This is a genomic window from Picosynechococcus sp. PCC 73109, assembly GCF_001521855.1.
GTDB lineage: Bacteria > Cyanobacteriota > Cyanobacteriia > Cyanobacteriales > MRBY01 > MRBY01.
Genome location: NZ_CP013998.1, coordinates 406,310 through 433,015 on the forward strand (window position 1 = coordinate 406,310; position 26,706 = coordinate 433,015).

Sequence of the window (26,706 nt, forward strand, 5' to 3'; positions counted from 1 at the left end):
GTGATCGCCTCAGTATGTGTGCAAAGTATGACGAATTTTATTCAGAAGTGGGCTGGCTCAGAAGGGAATGAACGGGCAAATTACCAGAGCTTTTTAAATGATTTTTGTGAGTTTTTGGGGGTAGAAAAGTCGCCACCCAAGGGAGAAGGGAATAATCGCTATTGTTTTGATCGGGATGTGAAAATTATTGCGCCGAGTGGGGCGGCAACGACGAATTTTATTGATTTCTACAAGGAAGGGTGTTTCGTTTTAGAGACGAAGCAGGGCAGCAATACCAGCAACAAGGGTCATGGGACACGCTACCGCAAGGAGATGAACAAGGCGTTTGGGCAGGCGCTCAAATATGCGCGGTTTGTGGAGCCGAAACCTCCTTTTTTGATTACCTGTGACATCGGCGATCATTTTCGGATTTGGCAGGATTTTAGTGAGTCGTGGCTCAGTGCCAACGGGAATTACGGAACCTACGACAGTGTGCCGAAAATTCCGTTTACGGATCTGGAAGATAATAGTTTAAAATTTTCCAACTGATAGATGAGGTGAGTCAAAATTGGTTTTTAATCGACAACTTGCTAAAACAATAGCAGAAAATGAGCTTGATAAATATGATGACAAAGAACAAGCATTAGTTCGTCAATTTATCGATATTTGTACTTTTTTATCTGAATTTCCCGATCAATTGTCATGGAGGACAAGTAAAAAAAATCCCGAAAAGCCAGATGTAAATAAAGAAGAAGGCCTTAATGTATTAGCTTCTTGCTATTTTTCTGCATATAGACGATCTCAGTACAGGACAAAAAGCTTGAAAAGGATAGAGGGAGAGGGTTTGATGGAAATAAGCACAAATCAATCAAGCCCTCATGAATCAGATTAGCGAAATTCGCCGCCAATTGCGACCTCATCTCGGATGGCATGGAGCCAGACTGTCATTTATCGCCCTCTTCCTGGTGGCACTGTTCCGGGCTAAAACCGTCAATCTCGCCGAACTCGCCACCGTCTGGGGAGGCAATGCAGCAGAAGAGTCTAATTACAAACGCATGCAGCGATTCTTTCAGTCCTTTGACGTCAACATGGACAAAATCGCCAGGATGGTAATGAATATCGCGGCTATCCCGCAACCTTGGGTCTTAAGCATCGACCGCACCAACTGGTCATTGGGGACAACTGACTTCAACATCCTAATGCTGTGCGTCGTCCATGAGGGTATCGGCTATCCATTGATGTGGACGATGCTCAAAAAGAAGAGGGGCAACAGCAATAGTACAGAGCGGATGGATTTGCTCGAACGCTTTGAAACCTTATTTCCCAATATCGAGATTGCCTATCTCACGGGAGACCGAGAGTTTATCGGCAAGCCCTGGTTATCGTATCTGATGCTCGATAAGCCTATTCCCTTTCGTCTGCGCCTACGTCAGACCGACAAAATAAGTAAAGGCAAAGGTCAACCCGCCATCGCGGGGTCACATCTGTTTCGCTCCTTAGCCATTGGCGAAACAAGAATACTGCCAGGAAAACGGTGGGTCTGGGGTCGTCAGGTCTATGTCATGGGCACTCGTCTCGACTCGAAACGAAGAGCTAGTAAAAATGAGGATGAGTTTCTGATTATCATCACCACCCATGACCCTCAAAATGCTTTAGCAGATTACCGTCGTCGCTGGGGAATTGAAACCCTGTTTGGAGCTCTTAAGACCCGTGGCTTTTGCTTGGAATCGACCCATTTTACCGATAAGGTGCGTTTGTCGAAGCTGCTGGCTCTGTTGGCCATTGGCTTTGTTTGGGCGATGAAAGCGGGTTTATGGCGACATATCCAAAAGCCGATTCGTATCATCAAGGCCCATGGCCGTCGAGCTCGGAGTTTGTTTCGCTATGGCTTTGACTTATTGCGTCGCTTTTTTACCGCTTCTCCCCAATCTCTACTTGGGTCAGAGTTTCACCCCATACAACTTTTGTCCTGTACTTAGATAGACGATCTGATTTTCCGACAGCCCCCAGCACTGTTCCAGATGAAATGGTTTCTTTTATTATGGAAAAAGCTTATGGTTATAGTCCCGAAAAATGTCAAGAAATCAAAATTGAGCACCAATATTCTATGTGTGCAGAAAATTGTGTCGGCAACTTGCTTGAACGTTATATCCATGAACAGCTAAAAGATTATGGCTGGAGCTGGTGTTGTGGTGATTTTGTTCGAGCCATTGATTTTATTTATCGGCAAGATGATAGTAGCTGGATATTACTTCAAATAAAAAATAGAGATAACTCTGAAAATTCTTCTAGTAGTGCAATAAGAGATGGTACCAGCATTCAAAAATGGTTTCGTTCTTTCTCGAAAGATACTAAAAAGAGAAGAACGAGCTTTACTCGTTGGGATCAGCTTCCCAATGCAATGCAAGGATACGGGCTAAGCGAGAATGGATTTAAAAGATTTGTTGCTTCATATCTTGACGCAGAGAAGGCTAAACTAAATTCAATGCGAGCTGAACTTGAGAATTGAATTCTTTATTCCAATCTAAATCACTTGTATTTTTATAACGTGAGTATTTAAAACCATCTAAACTTTTATTTTTAATTCCATGAAGTAAATTAAAAACCAAAACTCCAATTGCATAACCTAAACCAACTGGTACGGCATTACCAACTTGTTTGTATTGCTGAATCAAAGATCCCGATAGTTCCCAGTCATCAGGAAATTCCTGTATTCTTCTATATTCCTCAATAGAAAGAGGTCTATTCTCTGTAGGATGAGCTAAATCAGTTGCTGGCATTGCCGGATGTGTTACAAGAGTTGGAGAAGGCCTGTCCCATGAAAGACGACGTAAAAAACCTGTTTTTCCACCACCTGAATAAAATGATTTCCCCATCGCTTCTTGTTGTAATTCAAGAGGTAAATTTTTCCAATTTTGACCTGGTTCGAGCAATCGATAATATTTCAATCTTTTTTCCGGAAAATTTAAATGATGATGCTTTTTTATTCCCATAGTACAAGACTGAAAACTTCTCCATTTTGGCAAATTGAATTCGCCATTTTCAGAATGTGTTGGCACTAAAAAAGGAGGTCTTTTCCCATCTCTTGAACAAATTATGATGACTCTTTCTCTAATTTGCGGGGTTCCAAAATTTGCTGCGTTATATAAATTAAATGAAAAAGAATAATTTGATTTTTCTATTTTTTTGAGAATAAAGCTGAGTGCACTTCCCTTCTGTTCATGTTTATGAAGTGGTGGGAATTTATCTCCTCTCTGATCATGGGGCCTATGTAGTAAAGGACAAGATAATAGGCCTCGAACATTTTCGATGACGAAATATTTAGGGTTTAGCTCTAAGCACAAATCTATATATTTTAAGAAAATATTTCCTCTACTATCATTAAACCCTTGACGTTTTCCCGCAGTGCTAAAAGCCTGACATGGCGGGCCACCAACAATTAAATCAATATCATCATCTTTTTTTAAGCCAGCGGCAGATCTGACTTCTTGGGCATTGTATTGAAGGATATCGCCTAGTAATGCTGCATCAGGCTTATTGAGGCTAATAGTCTGCCTGCAAAATTTATCCACTTCACAAGTTAAACGAACATCAAAGCCAGCTTTATGAATTCCTAAGTCAAGCCCCATTGCTCCAGAAAAGAAACTTAGGGCAATTGGTTTAGGGTAAGAGTTAATTCGATATATTTGATGATTCTCTGCCAATAAATTACCAGAACGCAATCCATAACTTCGTACACTATTTTCATCCAAGAACCACATATTTCCGATCTTTCTAGACGCTATCTTTCCAGTACGACATAAAGTTCTTACTCTTTGCTCGCTGACCTTTAATTTCCTAGCCGCATCTTTGATTGTGTACTGGGTATGGGTACCTATAGACATGTTCTTTGTCGAAACTCAAAATGCGTACCCACTTTAGCATAAAAGGAATGTTGCTTGTGATGACATAACTCAAGAGTATTGGATTAGACAGCCACCACAAACAAGTCCAAGGCGCCCATCCCGAAGTCACCATCACCGCCATGTATAACTGCCTCGAAAAAATGCGCAGTGGCGAACCCTTCACCGATGCAGACAGAGAATTTAACAACAAAGCCCTAATCACGACTCTCAAACAAATCCACGACGACCTCGATCGCCTCGTTTTCCAAGCCTACAACTGGGACGATTTAATCCCCCAGTGGCAACAAACCCAAACCGAACCCAACAACAGTGAACACAAAGAACAACTCGAACAAACCATCCTGCAAAGATTAGTCGATCTCAATGCAGAACGCGCCGAAGAAGAACGAAACGGTTTTGTCCGTTGGCTCCGTCCTGAATACCAAGCCCCCGATCAAGTCGTCACCCAGAAAGTCATTGAAGGTATTGGCGTAGAAGAGGAAACAAAAGAAGCCGTTATTGCCCCTCCTGAACAACAAAAATTCCCGACAAAACTCAAAGACCAACTCGCCGCGATCCGAGATTTATTGCGTACCCAAGGCGGCGAATGGACAATTACCCAAATTGCCGCCCAGTTCAAAGGCACAAGCGCAAAGAAATTAAAAACAATTCAAAACTGCCTAGAAATCCTCGAAGACCTCGGCGTCATTTTGAGTCACACCGAAACCGAAACCAAGTGCTACTACGCTACCCTCTAGTGATCAGTTGGTGTTGCATTAGCTGTCAGGAGATATTATTCGACATCTAATTGGCGGCCATTGCGATCATAAACGAGGATATCCCACTGGCCATTTTCAGCGGCCTCAAAGGCAATTTTAGACCCATCAGCACTAATGGTTGGATTACGCACTTCTTGGTTTAAGTTATCGGTTAAATTCCGTTTTTGTTCAAACTCGCGATCATAGAGATAAATGTCAGATTCGCCGCGACGATTGACGGCAAAGACAATGTAGCGACCATCTTCAGAAACGGCGGGATGGGAGGCAATTTCATTCAGGGCATTGAGCCCCGGTAACAGGATCGTTTGGCGGGTACTGGTATCAAATAGGTAAATATCCTGGGAGCCGTTGCGGTCTGAGGCAAAAACGAGGTAAGGTTCGGCGATCGCCGGGTCAAATTCAAGGGCCCGACTATTTAAACTGCGGCCACCGGGATCAACGGGAAAATTGACAATGCGCGGATAACCAACGCAGCTCTGGAGCAGCAAACCAAGGCTACCGAGGAACAAACTGCGTAGGAAAGAAACATAGCGCATAGGTCAAAGGAAAATCAAAGGGCGGGCGATCGCCAATTTTTCTATAATATTGTCCTAACAGCACACTAAAACAGAGCAATGCTAGCAAAAATTTGGAGTGCCACCATTGTCGGGGTCGATGCCCTCAGGGTCGGGGTGGAAGTGGATATTTCCGGCGGCTTACCGAAAATGATGGTGGTCGGACTGCCGGATGCGGCCGTACAAGAATCCCGGGAACGGGTTAAGGCCGCCCTCAAAAATTCTGGGTTTGGGTTCCCCGTGCGCAAAATTTTAGTCAATCTCACACCCGCCGATCTCCGCAAAGAAGGCCCTAGTTTCGATCTTCCCATTAGTGTGGGCATTTTGGCCGCGACGGAACAAATTGAAACAACGCTCCTAGAGGATTTTTTATTCCTGGGGGAAGTATCCCTTGATGGCACCCTCCGGCCTGTGGCAGGGGTTTTACCAATCGCCGCTGCTGCCCAAAAGTTAGGCTTTAAGGGGATGGTTGTGCCGACTGCCAACGCCCAGGAAGCGGCAGTTGTGAATGGCCTAACGGTTTACGGCTGTGGAAATTTAAAGGAAGTGGCGGATCTGTTGGGGGCACCCCATAAGCATCAAGCTATCAAAATCGATATCCGAGAGGCGATCGCCAAAGCCGCCCACCTCGTACCAGACCTCAAAGATGTCAAAGGCCAAACCCTGGCCCGTCGCGCCCTGGAGATTGCCGCCGCTGGGGGCCATAATCTCGTTTTTGTGGGGCCACCCGGTAGCGGAAAAACGATGCTGGCTCGAAGATTACCGGGTATCTTGCCGAAACTGTCCTTCGATGAAGCCCTAGAAGTGTCGCAAATTCATTCCGTCGCTGGTTTACTCAAAGATCGTGGCACATTAGTGACAGCACGTCCTTTCCGCAGTCCCCACCACTCCGCCTCTGGCCCTTCCCTCGTGGGTGGTGGTAGTTTTCCGCGCCCTGGGGAAATTTCTTTGGCCCACCGGGGGGTATTATTTCTCGACGAGTTGACCGAATTTAAACGCAATGTCCTCGAATTTTTGCGGCAACCCCTCGAAGATGGCTTTGTGACCATTTCCCGCACCCGTCAGTCGGTAGAATTTCCGGCCCAATTTACCCTTGTTGCCAGTACAAATCCCTGCCCCTGTGGTTATTTTGGCGACCCGATCCAGGCTTGTACTTGCAGTCCCCGCGCTCGCGAACAATATTGGGCGAAACTCTCCGGGCCGTTGATGGATCGCATCGATCTCCAGGTGGCGGTCAATCGCCTAAAGCCAGAGGAAATGATGCAACAGGGTGTGGGTGAAGATTCTCGCACGGTCGCAGAACGGGTTAACCAGGCGCGACAGATTGCCCAAGTACGGTTCCAGGATCACCCCCAAGTGCACTGTAATGCGGAGATGACGACGAAGGATTTGCGGCAACATTGTGACCTTGACCAAGGCAGTCGTAATTTACTCGAAGGGGCGATCCGCAAGTTGGGGTTATCGGCCCGGGCCATGGATCGGATTCTGAAAGTATCCCGGACAATTGCCGATTTAGCCGCCGCTCCCACCATCCAAACAGTCCACATTGCCGAAGCGATTCAATACCGCACCATTGACCGAATGCAGTAGCAGGTTTTAGGCAATGTCCTCAAGGACAAACCAAGGGGCGGCCTTGTTAATTCTGCCGATCGCCTGGATTTTTTGGGGAGTCTGCAAATTTCCCAGCCATTGGTGCATCTGGGGATCAAGGGTTACCACCTGAATTGGTTGCGACTGATCAGGTAAGGCGATCGCGTATTGGCAATTACCTTGGGGAAAAATTTCACCGCTGTAGAGTTTTGCCTGGGGTGTGGGTGCTGAGACAAACGGCCTGCGATCGCATAAACCATTTTCAGGATATTGTTCGGGATGATCGAGGTAAAATCGTTGCCATTTCAGCCATTCGGGATGGTCAAAGGCCAAATTATACAAAGGGATCACTGCTGCGGGCGCGACGTTATCCGTCAATAATTTTTCTTGGAGTTGCCGGACATCAATCTCTTTTGGAGCGCACCGATTTTGAATTGCCAGGGCCGCTGCTTGGCCTGCTGCCTGACCAAGATTGAGGACCAGGGGTTGCAAGCGCGTTGCCCCATTAGCGATGTGAGAAACAGCAATATTTTTCTCGCAGGCGATTAAATTTTCCACTGTCGCCGAACACAGAGCCGTGTAGGGGATCGTAAAGGGAGTGCCTGTCCAGCGGCCGCCCCAGGGAATCGACTTTGGCGTGAGGGGAAATTCAAAGCCCGGATAATGGTGATCATTCGCGTAATTCCCAACGGCAATTGCTTGGACTTCCCCGGCTGTATTTAAAGGCAAAGGCGCAACAGTACCCTGGGGTAAAATCTGTGGTTCCGTGAGGGTTTCCGTCCCGATCAAGCGCCGACTTTCCCGGAAATAGGGCATTAGGGCAAAACTGCCGCCATACAAGTCATGGGGAAAAACGCCCGTCGCTAGGCCATATTTGCCGCCAGATGCTTGGTAAATGTAATCCGCAAACGCCAAACTGTGAGCCTGGGCTTCTCGGTAAAAATCAAGGCGTTGCTGGGGATCTAAAAGGCGATCGCCCCCCAAACCAAAATCATTACCAGCGAGGGGCCAGTTGATCATGTAGTGGCTATTGGGCAAGCCCCCATAATTCAGAAATTGCTCCAGGCCATATTTTTCCCAAGCCCCTTGGAATATCGAAAAATCGCCATGGCTAGGCGGTGGCTGCACCCCTTTTTCCTTTAGATAAAAAACCCAGGTGGGCGACTGTACCGGGTAGGTTTGTGTCATTTCGTTGGGGGCAGTGGGGGCGCTGGGTTCCTTAAATTTCTCTGACCAATCCCAACCCCAACGGTGGGGTACCTCCCCCAGGGCCAGTAGATCCCCTAATTCTGTCCCATCGAGAATAATGTCTGCCTCAATCCAATAATCTGGGAAACGAACCGCACAAAGGCGATCGCCTTGCCTTTTTACTTCTAGGGGGATTTGTCCTGCAATCCAGGTTAACTGCTGCTCTGCTTTAACCCAATCTGCAAAAATCTCAGCCCCAACTCGCGGATCAAAAGTGAACATACTCACCCAACTGTGATCCAAGCCTGCTTGCTGATGTCGCCGTTGTAGCTCCCGGAGAAAAGCACCCCAAAGTCCCGTCTGCCAGGCCTTGAGTTCATTGCCATCCGGTGCCGCAACCCCTGCCCCAGTTAGCATCCCCCCCAACCAGGGAAACTCACTCACCAAAATTGTTTTAATTCCTTGTCGCGTACATTGGAGTGCTGCCGCTGTCCCCCCGGTGCCGCCCCCGACCACCAAGACCTGCGTCCGTAAGTTTTCCATTAATTTGCTTAGTTTTTAGTTTCTAATCGATTCAATTAATTTCAAATTAATTGGACACAAACGATTCCTGGGATCGTTCCAGCCAATCTTGGCCCACACGGATCGTAAAGTCCGATTCAATTTCGCCGATGGAAGACGCTTCAACCCTTCCCGTACCAAGGTTTGCTAACAGTTGGTTTGCTCCAGAAATATTTCCCTGTTGGGCAATCACCTGGGTTTGCTCTAGGCGGTCTGGATAATCACTCGATAAATAAATATTCGTGAAGCCCTGGCTCTGCAAAAATTCTGACACCTGCCGCGCCATCCCCGGAGAACCAGAGGCATTTTGAATCGCAATGCGCACGTTGTTCGTTAGGGTGCCGTCATTTTCGTCTGGTGTTGACCAGATAGGCGATTCCACCGCAAAAAATTCCGTCATCACCTGATTTTTGCCCTGGTCAGAAATAATCCAGTAACTGCGGTTATATTCACCAACATCACTAAAACGCCCTGGTAGCATCACCATCTGGAAATTTTCCTGTTCCAGTTGTCGCGAAAAATTCATTAACGCCAGCATTTCTTCCCAGGTTAGATTCGTATCAATGTGTTCACGTACTAAACCAATCAAAGCCGGGAGACGGGGAATAATCGCCGGGGATTGGATTTTTTCCCGGAGTGCTTTGAGGAGTACCTGTTGGCGCTGTACCCGGCCAATATCACCATATTGATCTTGCCGAAAGCGGACAAACTGTTCTGCCTGTTCCCCATCTAACACTTGCCAGCCTTTTTCGAGGTTGATCTCAAGGCCCTGGGTCTGGTCTGTGTATTGCATATCCGCTGGGACAAATACGTTGACCCCCCCCACAGCATCAACCAACTCTTTAAAGGTGTCGGTGGTTACGCGCACATAGCGATCAACCGTCACACCATTTAGGGCATCACTTACAACCTGGGCCGCCAACGGGCCACCACCGTAAGCATTGGCTTCATTAACTTTTGTAATGCCCACATTGGGAATTCTGACTTGGCTATCCCGGGGGATCGAAAGCATATTGACTTGCCCTTGTTCTGGCTCAAAGCGAACCAAAAGGATCGTGTCGCTGCGTCCATTAAATTCAGCGTCCGAATTCTCAGTGCCTTCCACTCGATCAACCCCCATCACAAGGACATTTACAGGGCGACCCAAGCTATAAGTCCCTAATTGCCGTAAACCATCGGTGGCAAGATTGCCCAGGGGAGCTGGTAGAAAAGGCAATACCAGTTGAGCAATGGGTGTATAAACGGCGATCGCCGTCCCCAGGGAAGCAGATAGGAGGATCGTGCCCATAAACCCAACCCCCCATGACAGTCCCCGCACGAAAGGCGAAAAAACCTTAGACTTTGGCTTATGGCGGCGGGAGAGATTGTGGCGCGGTGATCGAAGAAGCTTCGTGGAGCCTTTGCGGGGGTGATCCCCATTCGTAACTTCCTGACCATGAACCATAAGACCGTTTCTCCTAGGGACTAATACAAAATTATCCCGCTTAGTGAATCCTAAAAGCGACTATACCCTGTCAATATAATTTGACGCAGTGTTGCACAATGCTTTCCTCAAAAAATACCAATAAATTTATCAATCGTCGCCTATTTCTGAGCAAAATATTTTCTACCCAAGGCACAATCCCTTAAGTTAACCTAGAATCTAACCCCACAACGCAGTAGACTAAGAGACTGCAATCGTGTTCTTGGTCGTGACCCCAGACCGCAGACTCTAAAACATTTCCTCAGAACACCCAAAAATGTTAAATCCTAATTTAGACACTATAGAACTAACAAAGGATGACTACGAACGCTATTCACGGCACCTAATCTTGCCGGAAGTGGGCGTAGATGGACAAAAGAAGCTTAAAGCCGCCAGTGTCCTTTGTATCGGTAGTGGTGGTCTCGGCTCGCCATTACTGCTCTACCTTGCCGCTGCGGGAATCGGTCGGATTGGTCTGGTCGATTTCGACATTGTAGATTTTTCTAACCTGCAACGCCAAATCATCCACGGCACTTCTTGGGTCGGCAAGCCCAAAATCCAATCGGCCAAAAACCGAATCCTGGAAATTAACCCCTTCTGCCAAGTCGATCTCTACGAGACTCAGATTAATTCGAGCAATGCCCTCGACATTATTAAAGATTACGACATCGTTGTGGATGGAACTGATAATTTCCCCACCCGTTATCTCACGAACGATGCTTGTGTGCTTTTAAATAAGCCCAATGTCTACGGCTCGATTTTCCGGTTTGAAGGCCAAGCCACCGTCTTTAACTATGAAGGCGGCCCCAACTACCGCGATCTATATCCCGAACCTCCACCACCAGGCATGGTGCCATCCTGTGCCGAGGGCGGCGTCCTCGGTGTATTGCCAGGAATCATTGGCACGATCCAAGCCACAGAAACCATCAAGATCATTCTTGGGGCAAAAAATACCCTCAGTGGCAGACTTTTACTTTTCAATGCCCTCGATATGAAATTCCGGGAATTGAAATTACGCCCCAACCCAGAACGTCCTGTAATCGAAAAATTAATTGATTACGAACAGTTTTGTGGCATTCCCCAAGCAAAGGCAGCGGAGGCAGAACAGCAGGCAGCTATGGAAGAAATGACAGTTACAGAACTCAAGGCATTATTAGACAGTGATGCTGATGATTATGTTTTGATCGATGTCCGTAATCCCCACGAATATGACATTGCCCAAATTCCGGGGGCGACCCTGATCCCTCTACCTGATATTGAGCAAGGGGATGGGGTTGATCAGGTCAAGGAATTACTGACGGAAGGGAAAAAGTTAATTGCCCACTGTAAAATGGGCGGCCGCTCAGCGAAAGCTCTCGGTATTCTCCAGGAAGCAGGCATTACAGGCATCAACGTCAAAGGTGGGATCAAAGCCTGGAGTGAAGAAGTTGATGCTAACGTTCCCTTGTACTAGACAGTTTTGGGAATGAAGCTACAGGTTGTAACCACATAAAATCGTTGAAATGATTAATTCATAAAAAACGCGCCCGCACCAAGCGGGTTTTTTTGTGGGGACAAAAGCAATAAACCATAGAAAAAACCCCTCTTAAATATTACAGAGGGGCTACGGGGGCAAAAGCGAAAGGAGGAATAATTTAGGTTGGCGATCGCCAAATCCAGCAAAGATTAATTTAGGGGATCAATACAGCCAACTTTTGAGGCGGCGGGCCACCTGGGGACGCCGTAGCTTGCGCATCGCTTTACTTTGGATTTGTCGTACCCGCTCCCGGGATAGATTAAACATCCCACCCACTTCTTCGAGGGTATGGGGCTGTTCAGAGGAGAGGCCATAGCGGAGAGCAATGACTTCTTTTTCACGGTCAGTGAGCACGTCACCGAGGACATCCCAAAGTTCTTGGCGCATCATCGCTTCACTCATCCGTTCTTCGGGAAGTTGAAGGCCATCATCTTCAAGGAGATCAACCAGTTCCGTGTCTTCGCCTTTACCCACCCGATGGTTCAGGGAGAGAGATTGACGCCGGAGTTGAAGCAGTTGGTGGAGTTGATCAGCGGTAATATCGAGTTCTTGGGCCAATTCCGCTTCAGTTGGATTCCGTTGCAGGCTTTGTTTGAGCGTCCGTTGGGCTTTTTTGAGTTTGTTGAGCTTCTCGACGATGTGGATCGGTAAGCGAATTGTCCGGGCATCATTGGCAATGGTGCGGGTAATCGCCTGGCGAATCCACCAATAGGCATAGGTCGAAAACTTGTAGCCTTTGTTGGGGTCGAATTTTTCGGCGGCACGGTTAAGGCCGATCGCCCCCTCTTGAATCAGATCTAGAAACGGTACACCCCGGTTGAGATAGCGCTTCGCAATGGAGACCACAAGACGCAGATTGGAGCGAATCATCTTCCGCTTAGCCACCCGGCCTTTGTACAGGGCAGAGTTGAGCTGTTTAACCGTTTCGAGGCCAAGGACACTCGCCCATTCTTCATTGGTAGGCGATCGCCCCAATTGTTCCTGAAGTTCAAGGCGACGCTCTTCGGCATCATTGAGGAACTTAACACTGTGGGCCAGTTGAATTTCTTCGTCTGGCTTGAGGAGAGGGTAGCGGGCCATCTCTTTAAAAAAAGCACCGACAGTATCCTCATTGCGACTACGGACTCCCCGCAAATTTGTGAGTTCTGTCTCTGAAAATTCCGCTTCAACCATTGAATTGCTCGATTCTAATTCAGTGGCTTGATGGCTATCTTGAGCATACACAGGGTCAAGACTGTTGGTTGTGGTTGTGTCGAACATAATCCTACGAAATAAAGAGTCAGGGGATGTGTGGTGGGAAGCGAGGATTAGCTAAAGAAAAACAAAAATAAGCAGAATTCAATACCAAATAATCGTTTATCAGGATGCAGCTAAAACAATTTCAAGGAGCAGACAGTTCATTCCTTAGAACTGTTATACCTGTTTGAGCTCTGGGAATGTAAATAAGCTTTTAATAAAAATCAACAATTGCAGCAATTAGTAAAGGTTTCTGGGAAAAATCCGAGACTTTTCTCAGAATTAATGTAGCAGATGGTTGAGTAGAATATGGTTTTGTTAAATACAAAATTAAGGTTTTGTTGAGTGGATCTTTTGCCCAGGGAAGTTGTGTAAATTTTTCTTAAATCACTTGCCAAGCCCAAAAAGATCGGTTGCTCATCAAAATAGCTTGACATAGCAGACTGGCGGCATCTGCATTATCAGCGACACTTCTTTTAAGGATTATTTAATGTGATGTAATCCAGGAAATTTCAAGAAAATTTAGTTTTGATTAGTAAAGATAAACTCTCATAATTTACTTCTTACTTCACTCTACCTAGGGTTGTATATAGAGAAAAATAATTATGCTTATTTGAATTGATAAAAAATCATGGGGTATAGTGCTTTTGCAGTGAGTTTTGGGAATCTTAGGAGATTAGGGATTTGGATTGGCTTGAGGTCTTAGTTGATTGTGGTTATACTCAGGGGCTTTTTACCTATGGAGTGCCGCCAGAATTAACGGTAGTGCCAGGGGATATCGTATTGGTTGGGTTTGGGGCGCAACAGGTGGGGGCGATCGCCATTCGCTTCATTGCAAAGCTCCCCCAGGGACTGGATCCTGAGCAAATCCGTCCGGTGCAGGGGATCATCGCGCGGGGCTTTTTTTCGCCCCACTATTGGCAGCTTTTATTGCGGGTTGCCCAGGCCCATCAAACGGATATGATGACGGTGGTACGAATGGCTTTGCCGCCGGGTTTATTGCGGCGATCGCAACCCCGTGTTCGGCTTTTGAAAACCGATCTCGCCTCCATCGACATCGACTCTTTACCACCGACGGCCCAACAACTTTTCCAGTTACTCCAGCGGGGATCAACCCAGGACTACAGTGTGAAGTACCTCCAACGACAGATTAAGTCGGTCTATCGGGGGATACAGGAATTGGAAAAGGCGGGCCTCGCAGAACGATATTTAGCGACGCCCCAGGTCATCCACGGGCAGCGGCAAAAGTGGGTGAGTTACGTGGGCGAACGGGAAGGGCTCACCAAACGACAACGGGAAATTTTGTTGGTGTTGCGCCATGAAGGGGGCGAAATGTGGCTCTCGGAATTGGTGGGGGTGGCGAAAACAACGGCGGCAACGGTGACGAAAATGGCAAAGGTCGGTTGTGTGGCGATCGCCGAACGGGAAAAATTACGCCTACACCGCGCCCCGGATCAAAATTCAGATCAAGCAAAAACCCTAACTGCCGCCCAACAACAGGCTTTAAACACCATTCAAGCCATCCAGGGATACGGGGAAGTTTTGTTACATGGGGTGACGGGTTCAGGGAAAACAGAGGTTTATCTCCAGGCGATCGCCCCCCTGTTATCCCAGCAAAAATCTGCCCTTGTCCTCGTGCCAGAAATTGGTCTCACACCGCAACTAATGGATCGGTTTCGGTCACGGTTTGGCGATCGCGTTTTGACTTATCACAGCGGCTTATCAGAAGGGGAACGCTACGATACCTGGCGACAAATGTTGCGCCCCGACAGCCAAATTATTATCGGCACCCGTTCCGCCGTTTTTGCCCCCCTGCCCAATCTGGGGATGATCATCCTCGACGAAGAACACGATAGCAGCTACAAACAGGATCAGCCCGCCCCCACCTACCACGCCCGCACCGTTGCCCGGTGGCGATCGCAACAGGAAAATTGCCCTCTGATTCTTGGTTCTGCGACCCCGGCCCTAGACACCTGGGTGAAGTTTCAAACGACCCAGGCCCAAAACTCGAATTACCATTACATTTCCCTACCTGAGCGGGTATATGCCCGTCCGCTGCCCCCTGTTCAAATTGTTGATATGCGCCATGAACTACGGGTCGGCAATTATTCCCTGTTTAGCCAGTCTCTCCGGCAAGCCCTCGAACGCATCGCCAAGACCCATGAGCAGGGCATTTTATTCGTTGCACGTCGCGGTCACAGCACCTTTGTTTCCTGTCGCAGTTGCGGTTACGTGATGGAATGTCCCCATTGTGATGTGTCTCTCTCCTACCATTATGTCCAGGAGGGAAGTCTGCCCCTATTGCGCTGTCATTATTGCGATCATAGCCAGATCCAACCCAAGCATTGTCCTAGCTGTAACTCCCCCTATTTCAAGTTTTTCGGGAACGGCACCCAAAAGGTCTTCCAGGCGATCGCCAAGGAATTTCCTCAGTTACGTTGTCTGCGGTTTGATAGTGACACGACCCGTCGAAAAGGGGCGCACCGCGATTTACTGGGTCAATTTGCCCGGGGTGAGGCAGACATTTTACTGGGTACCCAGATGCTCACGAAGGGTTTAGATGTGGCACAGGTCACTCTAGTGGGGGTAATTGCCGCCGATGGTCTGTTGCATCAAAGCGATTATCGGGCCGCCGAGAGAACGTTTCAAACCCTCACCCAAGTGGCGGGTCGGGCGGGTCGGGGTAATGAACCGGGACAGGTGATCATTCAAACCTATTCCCCAGAGCATCCGGTGATTCAAGCGGTGAAAACCCATGATTATCTGACCTTTGCTCAACAGGAAATAAGTCAGCGCCAGGAATTGGATTATCCTCCCTTTGGCAAATTAGTTTTACTGCGTTTTAGTGGAGAGAAACAGGATCAGGTGCGTTACACTGCCGAGGCGATCGCCGAAAAATGTTTTCCACTGCTTGAACCCGAAGACGAACTCCTTGGCCCCGTTCCAGCAAATATTCTCCGAGTGGCGCGGCGTTACCGTTGGCAGGTGGTTTTAAAATTTCCCCAGAGTAAAACGGAGATCCCCGATTTAACTTTTTTGCGGGAATTTTGCCCGCGTCCGGTAAGCCTTGCGATTAATGTTGACCCGTTGTATATCGATTAGCCATTCAGCGAAAAATTTTTAAAAACTAAGCCGTAATTTTCATACTGATATCGAGCCACGGCGCACGGGTAATCGTCGCACTGGTGGAAATATAATCGATCCCCGTCAACGCCACCTCCCGCAAGGTTTCCAGGGTAATATTGCCCGACGCTTCCAATTTCAAACGGGGATTTTTGGCCCGCAGTGGGGGGATCAGATCCGCCATCATTGCCACGGACATATTGTCCAGCATTAAAATATCGGCCCCCGCTGTCACTGCTTCAAAGGCTTGTTCTGGGGTTTCGGCTTCCACTTCAATCGCTAGAGGATAGGGTATATTTTGCCGCACAAGGGCGATCGCCTGGGAAATGCCCCCTGCCGCCTGAATATGATTGTCCTTGATCATTACCGCATCATCTAGCCCAAAACGATGGTTTTGCCCGCCACCCACCTGCACGGCATATTTTTCCAGCAGACGTAAGCCAGGAGTCGTTTTGCGGGTATCTACCAATTGCGTCGGCAAGTCAGCGATTTTATCCACATACTGCGCCGTCATCGTGGCAATCCCACTCAGGCGCATCAAAATATTCAACGCGACCCGTTCCCCCATGAGCAAAATATCGAGGGGAGCGGTCATCGTGGCAATTAGACTCTGGGGCTGTCCCGAAGAACCTTCTGGTAAAACCGTTTCAAGTTTAAAATTCTGGGGATCAAGTAACTGAAAAACCCGCGCTACCAAAGGTAAACCTGTAACCCGACCGTCGGCTTTTAAAATCAATTTCGCCTGGCCGAGGGGCGCGATGGTATCCGTAAATAAAGCTTGGGTGGTGCGATCACCCCGTCCGAGATCCTCCTGTAACCATTGTTGGAGGAGGGGATCAATGATGAGCCAAGGGGGTAAGGTTGCCATCGGTTCTAGGCATCCTCTTCTTGGTTATTTTCACCATTCGGCGATGAGTTGTATAAATTATCTAGGCGTTGCCTCGCGTCTTCTACATCCAGCGATCGCACGACCAATAACGGTTCATTAATCGGTTGGCCCAAGTCGTCAACCATTTCTGGGTGGGGGGTCGGCCGGGGCCGTTGGGATTGCGTTCCTTGGGTATTACTCTGAAAATTTGGGTAGACCCTTGTTTCATTACTCAGCATCATAAAGCTGCGCACCAAGTTCACCGCTGCGATGGTGGCGATAATTCCAAATGCCAAAATAAACAAGAAATGAAACATTATTAATCTGTGCCTCGCTTCAATAGCAGCAATTCGGTGCAAAAAAAGGGCTACGCTATGCTTAGGTCTATTATCTCGAAAAAATTCCCGTCTGGCAAAGGGCGATCGCCTTTGATCCCCAAAGGTTAAGTATTTATCCTTAACTATTCTCCCTGGTTTAAGCGGGAACCCTGAGGGTGTACTGGCGGCTGCTGATGGCCTAAATCCACCGTCGTTAAGTGCAACAGATCACCAATCATCAGCGTTAATTTGTGGGCGGCCCCCGCCTCGCCACGACAAGCCTGGAGAGAGGCTTGCATCGCCTTAAGTTTTTCAGGATGGTCTAAATAATCTAAGACCAAAGCTCCTAGGGTTTCTGGATCTAGTTCCCCCAATAGCTCCGGCACAATATCTTTTTTCGCCCAAATATTTGGCCAAGCATAACGCACTCGATGTTTGCGGGTATGGGTAATAATGCGTCGATTAAGCCAGCGCACAAACCAGGTTCCCAACCAGGGAATTTTCGCAATGAGACCGGGAATGCCATCCCAGGCACGCATCGCGTCCAACTGTTGCGTGGGCAAAAGTACCAGCATCGGCAAACCCAAAGCGCCTAATTCAGCGGTATTTGCGCCAACGGTGGTGAGACAAAGTTGACATTGCCTTAAGTCCTGGTGAGCAGGAAAGTCAGTGATCAGTTGAATTTGCGTGCCATCGGCGACTCGTAAATAGGGCTGATCCCCGGTGTGACAAAGCTCAATGGCAGGTGCAGCAAAGCGTTTTACCATGGGATTTCGTTGGCGATCGCCATAGCGTAGTAGCGTTTGCACAGTGATGGTCGGGGCCACGGGGAGCAAAAATTTTACCGCTGGGCGCTGGCGGCGGATCACACTGGCGGTAGCCACGAGTAAAGGGACTCCCTGGGCGAGTTTCATTCCCTTAGAGCCTGGTAATAGGCCGATGATCGGTGTGGTGCTAGTCTGCTGCGCCTCCTGAGAGATATCCACCATCAGATCGCCGACCACTTGAAATTTAGTCTGGTACTTGGGAGGGATTTTTTCTAAAACCTGGGCATTCATTACCCCAAAACCATCAATCCAGCGCCACCAGCGGGCTTCCCACTCGGCGTAAATTAGGGTTTTAAAGCCTAGGCGTTTACCAATCACCAGGGGGAAAAATTGATCCCCACCGAGGAAGAGCACCACCCCCTGGGAAAACCAAGACCAAGATTCAGCGGTTTTTCCCCAGAGCAGAAATGGGAAAAAATGCTTGGCGGCCTGAACCCGGTCAACTTCAGGATAACTGCGGGCGATCGCCGCTTCTTGACCCGTGCTGTGGGAACAGGGAGCCAAGACCACAGAAATGCGCGGGAGGCTTCCCCAATGGGCACGCACGGCCTGCACGACGGGACGGAGCCAAGTGGTCACTTCACCGGGGCCATTGGTCAGGATAATCAGATCAAAGGGTTGGGCCATTGTCGCTCAAAAACCCCTAGACCTGCTCTTTGACTAAAGATTTGCGGGTTTGCTGCTGCCTGGTCAAGTTAAGGGGAGGGCGGGATTTTTGGAGTTGGAGGGGCTGGGGAGATGGGGTTTGGGGTCTGGTGTAGAGGCGCAGTGTTCCCAGAAGAGCTTCCCGCAGGGGCTTTTCCCGTTCCTGTTGCCAGCTTAATTGCAAAAAGGTGTGGAGGGTGTGGCGCTGTTCTGCCGTCAATCGTTGCTCTTGTAATAACTGCCGCAATTGACGAATCGCATAGAGTCGGCGGATACTACTGCGATCGCCTAAATTTTCCAGGGCTTGCTCGAATTGTTGTTGAGGCGATCGATACTGCCAGTGGCGACTGAACATCAGGGCAAACATCGCACTAATCATTAACCCTTGAATGAGCATTACACTGGTCAGCCAGTGGTTTGCCATAGATTGCCAAAAGGCGATCGCCCCATAACTCAGTAACACCGTGAGACTGCCGCCCATACCCGCCAGGAGTAACCGTCGGTGGCGACTATGCCAGAGTCGATAACCTTCTTCTAAATATTTCTGCCAAGGCGAAGCTTCAAAAAGATAAATCGCGGCCATTGCCCCAGCTCCCAAGGAGATCGCCACCAGCAGTTGCCATTGCCAGAGCCAAAGACTAGTAATGCCGACCCCCAATCCGCCAACTTTGCCCACCCAAAGCCAATCCACAGACCGACTGAGGGCAAACCATCGACGCGGGCGCTGACTGAAACGGCGCACCTTCGCAATCAAAGCAGGAGATGATCGTAAGCGAAAAGACTTAGACACGAAAACAGTCTAGGGGCTAGTAATATCGACAGAAATCTTTCCAAAGCAGGAAAAATTCCTTTTAAGCATACCGTACTTATCAGAGGAGAGAAATCCCTTAACCGCGACGGATGCCACTAAACCAATAACCGAGGACAAAACCTAAGATCAAGGCCCACATTTGACCACTATCGACGAAATTTTGAAAGCCATCACGGATTTGACCCAAAATATCAGGATCTTCGACATAGCCCGTTTGGGCGATCACAATTTGCTCAGATGCTACGGATGGTAAGGGCAAAGGAGATTTAGCAGTCATGGTGTTGACACAGATGGGACTCAATTGCTTCTGATTGTACCTGCACAACAACCAAGGTCATATCATCACCGCCACGCACTTTGGGATAGGTAAATTTTTCCACTTGGGTAAAAAGTTCCTGCACGATTGCTTCCGGCGTTTGGCAATTTTGGCAGGCATTTTGAAAGACGCGCACAAGGTTTTCTTCGTCAAAGCGATCGCCGTGGGAGTTGACGGCATCGGTAAACCCATCGGTGTAGTAGAGAATGATATCCCCCACCTCCAGCACCACCTTAGCGTCTTCGTAGGACGAATCTAGATCCAGACCAATCAACATGCCCTGGGTGTCGAGGGGTTCGATGTTTTGGGTTTGGGCGCGCCACAGTAGCGGCGGGTGATGGGCTGCATTGCTGTAGGACAGGGTACGGGTTTTCGGATCGTACTCTGAATAAAATAGGGTCACAAATCGGTGGGAATTATCTAGATCCGCGTACATGACCCGGTTTAGGTGTTCAAGGATTTTGGCGGGACTGTGGCGGTTGAGCACTTCGGCCCGGAGCATCCCCCTGGTCATGGTCATAATCAAACCTGCCGGGACGCCTTTCCCCATGACATCGCCAATGACGATACTCCAGGGGACACATTGCACAAGCTTCGGATCATCCTGGCGGCGGATGCGGTCGTAGTTACTGGGAATGAAGTCGTAGTAGTCGCCCCCCACCCGGTAGGCATTGCGATAATCGGCGGCGATCGCCAAACCTTTGATTTGCGGACATTCACTGGGTAAAAGATGGTTTTGAATTTCCGAGGCGATTTCTAGTTCCCGGTCTTGCTTTTCTTTGCTCCGGAGTTTGCTGGTGAGGTCATTGTTGGCGATCGCCACCGCCGTTTGATCCGCCACCAGTTGCACCAATTTTCGCCGGGTAATATCCCAGCCATACTGGGGATCACGACTAAATACGTAGAGCTTGCCACGGGTCACATTTTTGACAAGGATGGGCGTGCTACAAACCCGAATTTCTTCGCCGAGCTGGGCCTGGAGTTTTTCGTCAAACTGCAACGCTTCCTGGGCCGTACAGGTCGCTGCCTCTGGGTTTGTGGTCCGCGATCCCGTCTGAAGCTGCGTAAATGCTTGTCGAATAAACTGACAATCTCCCCCCTCACCACAATAAAATTTTTCGAGCTGCACCTGGCCCTGGGCATCAAACAGCACCAAAGCACCACCATCAGCATCCACCACCCGCGCAGACATTAAGGGGGTCAACTCAAGAAATTGGTTGAGGTTGTTAAAGCTTCTGAGGGCAAAACCCAAGGAACTCAACAGATCTTGAACCTTCGTTTGCTCTCGGCTGAGCTTCGCAATTTGCGCCCGCAAAAATTCGACATCTTCGCCAATGGCCGTTTCTAAGCGGGAGTCTGGCTTGCCGGAAACGAGCTGCAACTCTGACTCCCGGGCGGCAGGGTCAAAATACTTGGGAGTGGCAAAGTTAGAGGCAGAAGGAGTCACAATCGTTGTTTTCGTGGGATGTGTAGAGAAATAGACCTAGTACAAATAAAATTGTTAAAAAATCAACCCTGAGACAGATTCTGTAACTAACAAGAAGTTAGCTTTTTTCAGGAAAAAAATACTCAATTTTTAAGAACTGAAAGAGATTGATTTTTTACGGTTGCTAATTCATAGCTCAATCCCCATGATCTTGTCAAGATAATTTTTGCGCAATTCAAGATCGACGGGCCAATTGATCTTCCCGGTAAGCAGCATAGACCCCCTGCACGTTATACCAATTGAGAAAAATCCGGGCAATTTCGAGGGCTAGTTGTGATTTTCCTCGCTGGATTAGCCAACCTAAAAGGGGTTTTAGGCGTTTTTCATTGAGCCAGCCCCCCAGGGAAAGGATGCCCCAGAGCAAACGGTGGAGCCAGGTCATTTGGATCATCATGCGAACTTCCCAGGTGGGGTGTTTTTTGTAGAAGATGACCCCCATTTTGCCCCGTTGAATTTCTTGATCAATGAGCTGAGGGATTTGCGCCAAACTGAAGGGGGGATGCCAGTGGTAACCGACGGCATCGGGGCATTTAATCAGGGTGAGACCCAGTTTTTTGAGACGGACACCCAGTTCTAAATCTTCCCAACCATAGAGCTGAAAGCCAGTATCAAATAAGCCAGCTTCGAGGAGCCATTTGCGGGCGATCGCCACATTTCCCGTGGCAAAGTAGGCCGCCGAAAAATCTGTCACCTTAAAGGGTTCGCTGGTGGGATCTTCAAAATTGGCAGTATTGATCACACGTCCGTAGGTAAATAGGCGATCGCTTTTGAGTTTGCGTTTACCCCGGCGGAGTCCCTCTAGGTGGGCTGCCAAAAAAGTTTCTGTGACCACCAGATCACTGTCAATAAAAATAATAATCTCCCCCTGGGCCTTTTCTACGCCGAGGTTTCGGGCCGCCGCCGCCCCTTTGTGGGCCTGTTCAAAGAGCCGCACGTGGGGATATTGGTCCGCTTCGGTCTGGAGCCAATCCACTGTGCCATCGGTGGAGCCATCGTCCACCACCACCACCTCGTAGCCTCCATTTTCTAGCTCTTCCGGCACCTGTTGCTGTTCTAGGGCCTGGAGGCATTTTGTCAAAATGGGTTTGCGATTATAGGTGGGAATAACGACACTAATGTAAACCAAAGTTTTAACCCAAGGAAATGGAAAAAGACTGTCCTATTATGCCGGATACCCCTACGGTTTAGGGCGGGGATACTTAGACGCTGCCGGGAAATATTGGGGTTCTTCTCCCTTAAGGGCTTCCTGCATAAAGGCGCGCCAGATGGGAGCCGCATCGCCGCCGCCAGTGGTACCAGTGCCCATAGGCCGATAGTCATCATTGCCAATCCAAACCGCTGCTGCCAGTTGGGGTACATAGCCCACAAACCACACATCCCGTTCTGAGGAGGTAGTGCCAGTTTTTCCGGCGGCGGGGCGATCGCCTAAATTAGCGGCCTGACCTGTGCCGCCATTGATAACTCCTTGGAGGACTGTTGTCAGGGAGGCCGTAGCCCAAGGATCTAAAACTAAACGTGGCTGGGGTGTATTATCCAAAAGAACATTCCCTTGGCTATCGGTGACCCGCAAGATCAAAGTTGTTTCACTTTGCCAGCCATTACTCGCAAAAGTGGCGTAGGCGCTAGCCATTTCTAGGGGGCTGATCCCCACTGCGCCGAGGGGCAGAGAAATAACTGGTTGGAGCGGACTCTCGATTCCCAATAAACGGCATAGTTCAATCACTTTTTCGAGGCCCACTGCTTTCCCAAGTTTGACAGCGGGAACGTTTTTGGAAGTGATTAGGGCGTCATACAAACTCACGGTGCCAGAAAAAGATCCCCCATAGTTTTGGGGTGAATAGGTACCGTTGCCATCGGGGTAACTCACAGGGCTATCGTCGATGGTCGAAAAGGGCGTATAGTTGCCACTCGCAAAGGCAGTGTAGTAAACAAAAGGTTTAAAGGCTGATCCTGGCTGACGTTGAGACTGGATCGCCCGGTTAAATTGGCTTTCTTCGTAGTCTCTGCCCCCCACCAAAACCTTGACAAAATGGGTGCGCGGATCAACGGCAGCTACGGCAATCTGGTCAGCCCGTAACCCCCGACTGCGGGCCTGCTGAAAGGCTTTTTGTACCGTTTCTTCGGCACGGCGTTGCATATTGAGATCCACGGTGGTCTGGACGCGCATCCCGCCTTTGCGAACTAATTCTTCGCCAAAGCGTTGGGTGAGCTCTTCCACTACGGCTTGGGTGATATAGGGGGAGGCACTGGCTTTCCAAGCAGTTGGTTGACCCACCAAAAGGGGTTCTTGGGCGGCGGCGGTGGCTTCTTCGGGGGTAATCCAACCGAGATCCTCTAGGCGATTCAGGACAATTTTTTGCCGTTGTTTGGTGGCTTGGTAATCTCGAAAGGGGCTGTAGTCTTCGGGGGCTTGGATCATCCCGGCCATCACGGCGGCTTCGGGCAGGGTTAGATCGGCGGCGGATTTATTGAAATAGGATTCGGCGGCTGTTTCGACGCCATAGTTGTTGTGGCCCCAATAAATGTTATTGAGGTACATTTCCAGGATTTCGTCCTTGGGGAAAATCTGTTCGATGCGGAGGGCAAGAACGGTTTCAGCAAGTTTACGGTTGTAGGTACGATCTTGGGCTAGGAAGAGGTTTTTCACCAATTGCATGGTGATGGTTGAGGCTCCTTCGGTGATGCCGCCTGCTTCAAGGTTGGAGAGGATTGCTCGACCAATACTGGTGGGATTGATGCCGTTGTGTTGGTAAAAATGGCTATCTTCGATGGCGAGGACGGCCATCTTGAGTTCGGGGGAAACTTCACTGAGTTCGATATTGGTTCGGTTGGCTTCACCATGGAGGCTCAGGAGGACTTTGCCGTTGATGTCGTAGATATAGCTGGTTTCAGTGGGCACATAGGTCTTTAGGGTCCGCACATCGGGCAGGTTCCGGAAACTAATGGCAAGACCCACTAACCCCCCAGCAGCGATCGCACTGCCGAGCATGGTGCAACCAATCACCGTTCCCATGGCCTTTTGGGCAACTCCCCGCAAGAAACCTTGGGGCGATCGCCTTTCTTTGGACTGACGGGCAAGGGCTTTTTTCGTTTTGTGCCGAACGGTACTAGATGACAATGGCGCTAACCTCTAAAGACTTGAGAAGGTAAGTTGAAACAGTCCAAACCATGGGTGGGGAGCGATCGCCCACAGCAACGGTGTCGCCCACCAACGTTTCTGCCCAAAATTCTAACAAGGGAAATTCCCTTTTAAACCCGTGGTGCCTTGTGTTGTAAAAAATAATCCCTGCTCCAAAAAAAGCAAGGATTGGCGATCGCTACTGGGATAGAAGCCGTAGATGGCTAGTTACTCCATGCCGAGGTCATTACCACGCTTGTACTGGAGATAGGCAGCGACGAATAAACCAGCGAGGGTTACGGGGATCAGGCCCAACACAATACCGAGTAAGAGGGGTTCAATCACAGGGGTTTCTCCTTATGGCGGCAGATTAAAGCTAACTGTTAAAGATTTTTAATCATTCTATGGGATGGAGGAAGTCCGTGCAAAGGGATTTGATTCGACATTCTTAGGCGATCGCAGTAGGATAACCATTAAGAAAAATTGCGTAATATCAACAAAGTTGTATCTCCTCTACAGCAAACCCCGTGGCTAATTCTTCCGAGCTTTCCGTCCCAAATTTTTCGAAGCTCCTCTTCGTAATCATCCTGGTGCTGGCCATTGCTGCCCTGGGGATCTTTGGCGTGTACAGTACCCAGGCCAGTGACCCCTACATTCAACAGGTTTTAGCGCTCCAAGGGGATGAACTGCGGGGCAATGCCATTTTTCAAATTAATTGTGCTGGCTGTCACGGCCCCCAGGCGGATGGCAACGTGGGGCCAAGTTTACGGGCTGTCGCCCAGCGAAAATCCGACGTGCGTTTGATTCAACAGGTCATCAGCGGGAAAACACCCCCCATGCCGAAATTCCAGCCGGCCCCCCAGGAAATGGCGGATCTGTTGAGTTACCTCCGCACCCTTTAGTTGTTTCAATGGCCTAATTTATTATTCTTTCCTGTCCCTAGGAGTTCACTCGCTATGGCCCGCTCGATTTTCCTTGGTTCCCTGTGGCTTGCCTTTGTGTTGTATGCCTTTTTAGGAGCACCATCCAGTCAGCCGGAAACCCTAGAACTGATTACCGCTTTATCCAGTGGACAGTGGGACGGCATCAACCCGTTGATCATTGCCCTGTTTAACATCATGGGTATTTTCCCGGTCATGTATGGGGCGCTCTTGTTTCTCGATGGCGATCGCCAAAAGTTACCCGCTTGGGTCTTTGCGACAGGCAGTTTTTTCCTCGGTGCGTTTGCGTTGTTGCCCTATTTAGCATTGCGGCGTGATAATCCCACCTTTACGGGGCAGAAAAATTGGTGGCTCCGGTGGCAGGATTCGCGACTATTGGGCTTGTTTTGTTTGGTTGCGCTGGTGGGACTCCTGGTTTACGGATTCAGTGCGGGGGATTGGGGGGATTTTGGCACCAGATTTTGGGGCGATCGCTTTATCCACGTGATGAGCTTAGATTTTTGTCTGCTGGCGATTCTGTTCCCGACCCTAATTAAAGATGATTTAGCCCGCCGTGGCCTTGGGGAGCAAAACTGGTTGCTGTGGGCGATCGCCTTTACCCCTCCCCTTGGTGCTGCTTTATACCTTGCCCTACGTCCCCCCACCCTAGAGGCTCCCAAAAACCCTGCGGCTCCCAGTCAGACCTTAAATACTGCGGAGGTGAGTCGTCCATAATGGAAGCCCTTGTTATTGGTGCTGGTCGCGGCATCGGTCTAGAATTTGTCCGGCAATACCTCGTCTCAGATCTGTATCAGCGGGTCTATGGAACCTACCGCCAGCCCTCCGCCGATCTCCTGGCGTTACAGGAGCGCTACCCTGATCGACTCCAACTAATCCCCGTGGATGTGACCCAGGAAGCGCAGATCACAGCGGCGATCGCCACCCTCAAAGCCCAAACCTCTCGCCTTGATGAAGTAATTTATTGCGTCGGTCTTCTGCATCACCAAACCCTCCAACCGGAAAAAAGTCTCCGCCATATTCAAACAGAAAATTTACTGACCTATTTTCAAGTCAATGCCATCGGTGCCGTCCTCTGGGCCAAATATCTCCTCCCCTTTCTCCGTCACCCAGAACCCGCAATTTTTGCTGCTATTTCCGCTAAAGTCGGCAGCATCGAAGACAATCGCCTAGGGGGATGGTATGGCTACCGTGCCTCGAAAGCAGCCTTGAATATGTTTTTGAAAAATATCGCCATTGAATGGAGTCGCGTTGCCCCAAATATCATTGTGGCGGCCCTGCACCCAGGGACAACGGCTACCGATCTCTCCCAGCCTTTCCAGAAAAATGTCCCCCCGGAAAAGCTCTTTTCGCCCACACGGACAGTGAGCCAATTGCGCCAAGTGATTGCCAATCTACACCCCCAGGATACGGGTAACTTTTTTAACTGGGATGGTGAGCCTTTGCCCTGGTAGCGACAGAAAGTGGGACGACTTTGCCATGAAATGCTGAAATGATGGTGCGTTTTG

26 protein-coding genes are annotated in these 26,706 nt (G+C 49.2%); 11 read left to right on the plus strand and 15 right to left on the minus strand.

The genetic code is table 11. The annotated features are described in order from the left end of the window. The first annotated feature begins 27 nt into the window (after positions 1–27). Genes AWQ23_RS01940 through AWQ23_RS01950 form a run of 4 tightly spaced genes read left to right on the plus strand, consistent with a single transcriptional unit; the run spans position 28 to position 2,488 of the window. Entirely contained in the window at positions 28–528 is a 501-nt protein-coding gene (locus AWQ23_RS01940) for a type IIL restriction-modification enzyme MmeI (RefSeq protein WP_062432005.1), read from the plus strand. 19 nt (positions 529–547) lie between these two features. Beyond that, on the plus strand, positions 548–871 hold the full coding sequence (locus tag AWQ23_RS15970; RefSeq protein ID WP_157072181.1) for a SinI family restriction endonuclease: 324 nt from the start codon (positions 548–550) through the stop codon (positions 869–871). After that, entirely contained in the window at positions 858–1,958 is a 1,101-nt protein-coding gene (locus AWQ23_RS01945) for an IS4-like element ISSysp2 family transposase (RefSeq protein ID WP_062432013.1), read from the plus strand. The genes AWQ23_RS15970 and AWQ23_RS01945 overlap by 14 nt, the downstream gene beginning before the upstream one ends. Beyond that, positions 1,949–2,488, plus strand: a complete 540-nt coding sequence (locus tag AWQ23_RS01950; protein ID WP_315862677.1) for a SinI family restriction endonuclease — start codon at positions 1,949–1,951, stop codon at positions 2,486–2,488. Before AWQ23_RS01945 ends, AWQ23_RS01950 begins: the two co-directional genes overlap by 10 nt. Here the strand turns inward: AWQ23_RS01950 and AWQ23_RS01955 are convergent. Next, positions 2,451–3,863 carry a DNA cytosine methyltransferase gene (locus AWQ23_RS01955; RefSeq protein WP_062432015.1) on the minus strand — a complete coding sequence of 471 codons (1,413 nt, stop codon included), beginning with the start codon at positions 3,861–3,863 and terminating at the stop codon, positions 2,451–2,453. The two genes, AWQ23_RS01950 and AWQ23_RS01955, sit on opposite strands and share 38 nt — an antisense overlap. A 140-nt stretch (positions 3,864–4,003) precedes the next feature. Between AWQ23_RS01955 and AWQ23_RS01960 the strand changes: the two genes are divergently transcribed. Continuing rightward, complete coding sequence (locus AWQ23_RS01960; RefSeq protein WP_198158681.1) at positions 4,004–4,621, plus strand: hypothetical protein; 618 nt, start codon at positions 4,004–4,006, stop codon at positions 4,619–4,621. Between the two features lie 35 nt (positions 4,622–4,656). On the opposite strand, the gene AWQ23_RS01965 is transcribed toward AWQ23_RS01960, so the two are convergent. Beyond that, a complete protein-coding gene (locus AWQ23_RS01965; RefSeq protein WP_062432019.1) occupies positions 4,657–5,178 on the minus strand; it encodes a TolB family protein in 522 nt (173 codons plus the stop codon). A gap of 78 nt (positions 5,179–5,256) precedes the next feature. Between AWQ23_RS01965 and AWQ23_RS01970 the strand changes: the two genes are divergently transcribed. Beyond that, positions 5,257–6,786, plus strand: a complete 1,530-nt coding sequence (locus AWQ23_RS01970) for a YifB family Mg chelatase-like AAA ATPase (RefSeq protein WP_062432021.1) — start codon at positions 5,257–5,259, stop codon at positions 6,784–6,786. A gap of 6 nt (positions 6,787–6,792) precedes the next feature. Here the strand turns inward: AWQ23_RS01970 and AWQ23_RS01975 are convergent, their stop codons facing one another. Both AWQ23_RS01975 and AWQ23_RS01980 read right to left on the minus strand, forming a co-directional pair. Then, a complete protein-coding gene (locus AWQ23_RS01975; protein WP_062432023.1) occupies positions 6,793–8,517 on the minus strand; it encodes an FAD-dependent oxidoreductase in 1,725 nt (574 codons plus the stop codon). Between the two features lie 46 nt (positions 8,518–8,563). Then, the gene (locus AWQ23_RS01980; RefSeq protein WP_062432025.1) at positions 8,564–9,979 is read right to left on the minus strand and encodes an LCP family protein; all 1,416 of its coding nucleotides are present in this window, start codon (positions 9,977–9,979) and stop codon (positions 8,564–8,566) included. A 295-nt stretch (positions 9,980–10,274) separates the two neighbouring features. Between AWQ23_RS01980 and moeB the strand changes: the two genes are divergently transcribed. Next, complete coding sequence (gene moeB, locus AWQ23_RS01985) at positions 10,275–11,450, plus strand: molybdopterin-synthase adenylyltransferase MoeB (RefSeq protein WP_062432027.1); 1,176 nt, start codon at positions 10,275–10,277, stop codon at positions 11,448–11,450. A gap of 225 nt (positions 11,451–11,675) precedes the next feature. On the opposite strand, the gene AWQ23_RS01990 is transcribed toward moeB, so the two are convergent. Further along, the gene (locus AWQ23_RS01990; RefSeq protein WP_030006142.1) at positions 11,676–12,773 is read right to left on the minus strand and encodes an RpoD/SigA family RNA polymerase sigma factor; all 1,098 of its coding nucleotides are present in this window, start codon (positions 12,771–12,773) and stop codon (positions 11,676–11,678) included. Positions 12,774–13,433: 660 nt separating this feature from the next. Between AWQ23_RS01990 and priA the strand changes: the two genes are divergently transcribed. Further along, positions 13,434–15,851, plus strand: a complete 2,418-nt coding sequence (gene priA / locus AWQ23_RS01995) for a primosomal protein N' (RefSeq protein WP_062432029.1) — start codon at positions 13,434–13,436, stop codon at positions 15,849–15,851. Between the two features lie 25 nt (positions 15,852–15,876). Here the strand turns inward: priA and nadC are convergent, their stop codons facing one another. The 10 genes from nadC to petG all read right to left on the minus strand — a co-directional run bounded on the left by nadC (position 15,877) and on the right by petG (position 24,605). Next, the gene (gene nadC, locus AWQ23_RS02000) at positions 15,877–16,740 is read right to left on the minus strand and encodes a carboxylating nicotinate-nucleotide diphosphorylase (protein ID WP_062432031.1); all 864 of its coding nucleotides are present in this window, start codon (positions 16,738–16,740) and stop codon (positions 15,877–15,879) included. A 5-nt stretch (positions 16,741–16,745) separates the two neighbouring features. Beyond that, the gene (locus AWQ23_RS02005; RefSeq protein ID WP_062432033.1) at positions 16,746–17,057 is read right to left on the minus strand and encodes a DUF2973 domain-containing protein; all 312 of its coding nucleotides are present in this window, start codon (positions 17,055–17,057) and stop codon (positions 16,746–16,748) included. 143 nt (positions 17,058–17,200) lie between these two features. Beyond that, complete coding sequence (locus AWQ23_RS02010; RefSeq protein WP_045441450.1) at positions 17,201–18,511, minus strand: lipid-A-disaccharide synthase; 1,311 nt, start codon at positions 18,509–18,511, stop codon at positions 17,201–17,203. Between the two features lie 16 nt (positions 18,512–18,527). Next, on the minus strand, positions 18,528–19,319 hold the full coding sequence (locus tag AWQ23_RS02015; RefSeq protein ID WP_157072182.1) for a hypothetical protein: 792 nt from the start codon (positions 19,317–19,319) through the stop codon (positions 18,528–18,530). A 97-nt stretch (positions 19,320–19,416) separates the two neighbouring features. Next, positions 19,417–19,617, minus strand: coding sequence for a hypothetical protein (locus AWQ23_RS02020; protein ID WP_012306004.1), 201 nt, complete (start codon positions 19,615–19,617; stop codon positions 19,417–19,419). Further along, entirely contained in the window at positions 19,607–20,992 is a 1,386-nt protein-coding gene (locus AWQ23_RS02025) for a GAF domain-containing SpoIIE family protein phosphatase (protein WP_339374416.1), read from the minus strand. The genes AWQ23_RS02020 and AWQ23_RS02025 overlap by 11 nt, the downstream gene beginning before the upstream one ends. Positions 20,993–21,317: 325 nt before the next feature. Then, positions 21,318–22,268, minus strand: coding sequence for a glycosyltransferase family 2 protein (locus AWQ23_RS02030; protein WP_062432037.1), 951 nt, complete (start codon positions 22,266–22,268; stop codon positions 21,318–21,320). Between the two features lie 51 nt (positions 22,269–22,319). Then, a complete protein-coding gene (locus AWQ23_RS02035; protein ID WP_062432039.1) occupies positions 22,320–24,260 on the minus strand; it encodes a transglycosylase domain-containing protein in 1,941 nt (646 codons plus the stop codon). Continuing rightward, a complete protein-coding gene (locus AWQ23_RS16410; RefSeq protein WP_255355995.1) occupies positions 24,250–24,378 on the minus strand; it encodes a hypothetical protein in 129 nt (42 codons plus the stop codon). Before AWQ23_RS16410 ends, AWQ23_RS02035 begins: the two co-directional genes overlap by 11 nt. Positions 24,379–24,488: 110 nt before the next feature. Beyond that, positions 24,489–24,605, minus strand: coding sequence for a cytochrome b6-f complex subunit V (gene petG / locus AWQ23_RS02040; protein ID WP_012306008.1), 117 nt, complete (start codon positions 24,603–24,605; stop codon positions 24,489–24,491). Between the two features lie 182 nt (positions 24,606–24,787). On the opposite strand from petG, the gene AWQ23_RS02045 reads away from it, so the two are divergent. The 3 genes from AWQ23_RS02045 to AWQ23_RS02055 are packed head-to-tail and all read left to right on the plus strand — an operon-like array spanning position 24,788 to position 26,652. Beyond that, positions 24,788–25,162: a cytochrome c gene (locus AWQ23_RS02045; RefSeq protein WP_012306009.1), complete on the plus strand. Its 375-nt coding sequence runs from the start codon at positions 24,788–24,790 to the stop codon at positions 25,160–25,162. 54 nt (positions 25,163–25,216) lie between these two features. Then, positions 25,217–25,915: a hypothetical protein gene (locus tag AWQ23_RS02050; protein ID WP_062432041.1), complete on the plus strand. Its 699-nt coding sequence runs from the start codon at positions 25,217–25,219 to the stop codon at positions 25,913–25,915. Beyond that, a complete protein-coding gene (locus AWQ23_RS02055) occupies positions 25,915–26,652 on the plus strand; it encodes an SDR family NAD(P)-dependent oxidoreductase (RefSeq protein ID WP_062432044.1) in 738 nt (245 codons plus the stop codon). Before AWQ23_RS02050 ends, AWQ23_RS02055 begins: the two co-directional genes overlap by 1 nt. Positions 26,653–26,706 lie beyond the last annotated feature (54 nt).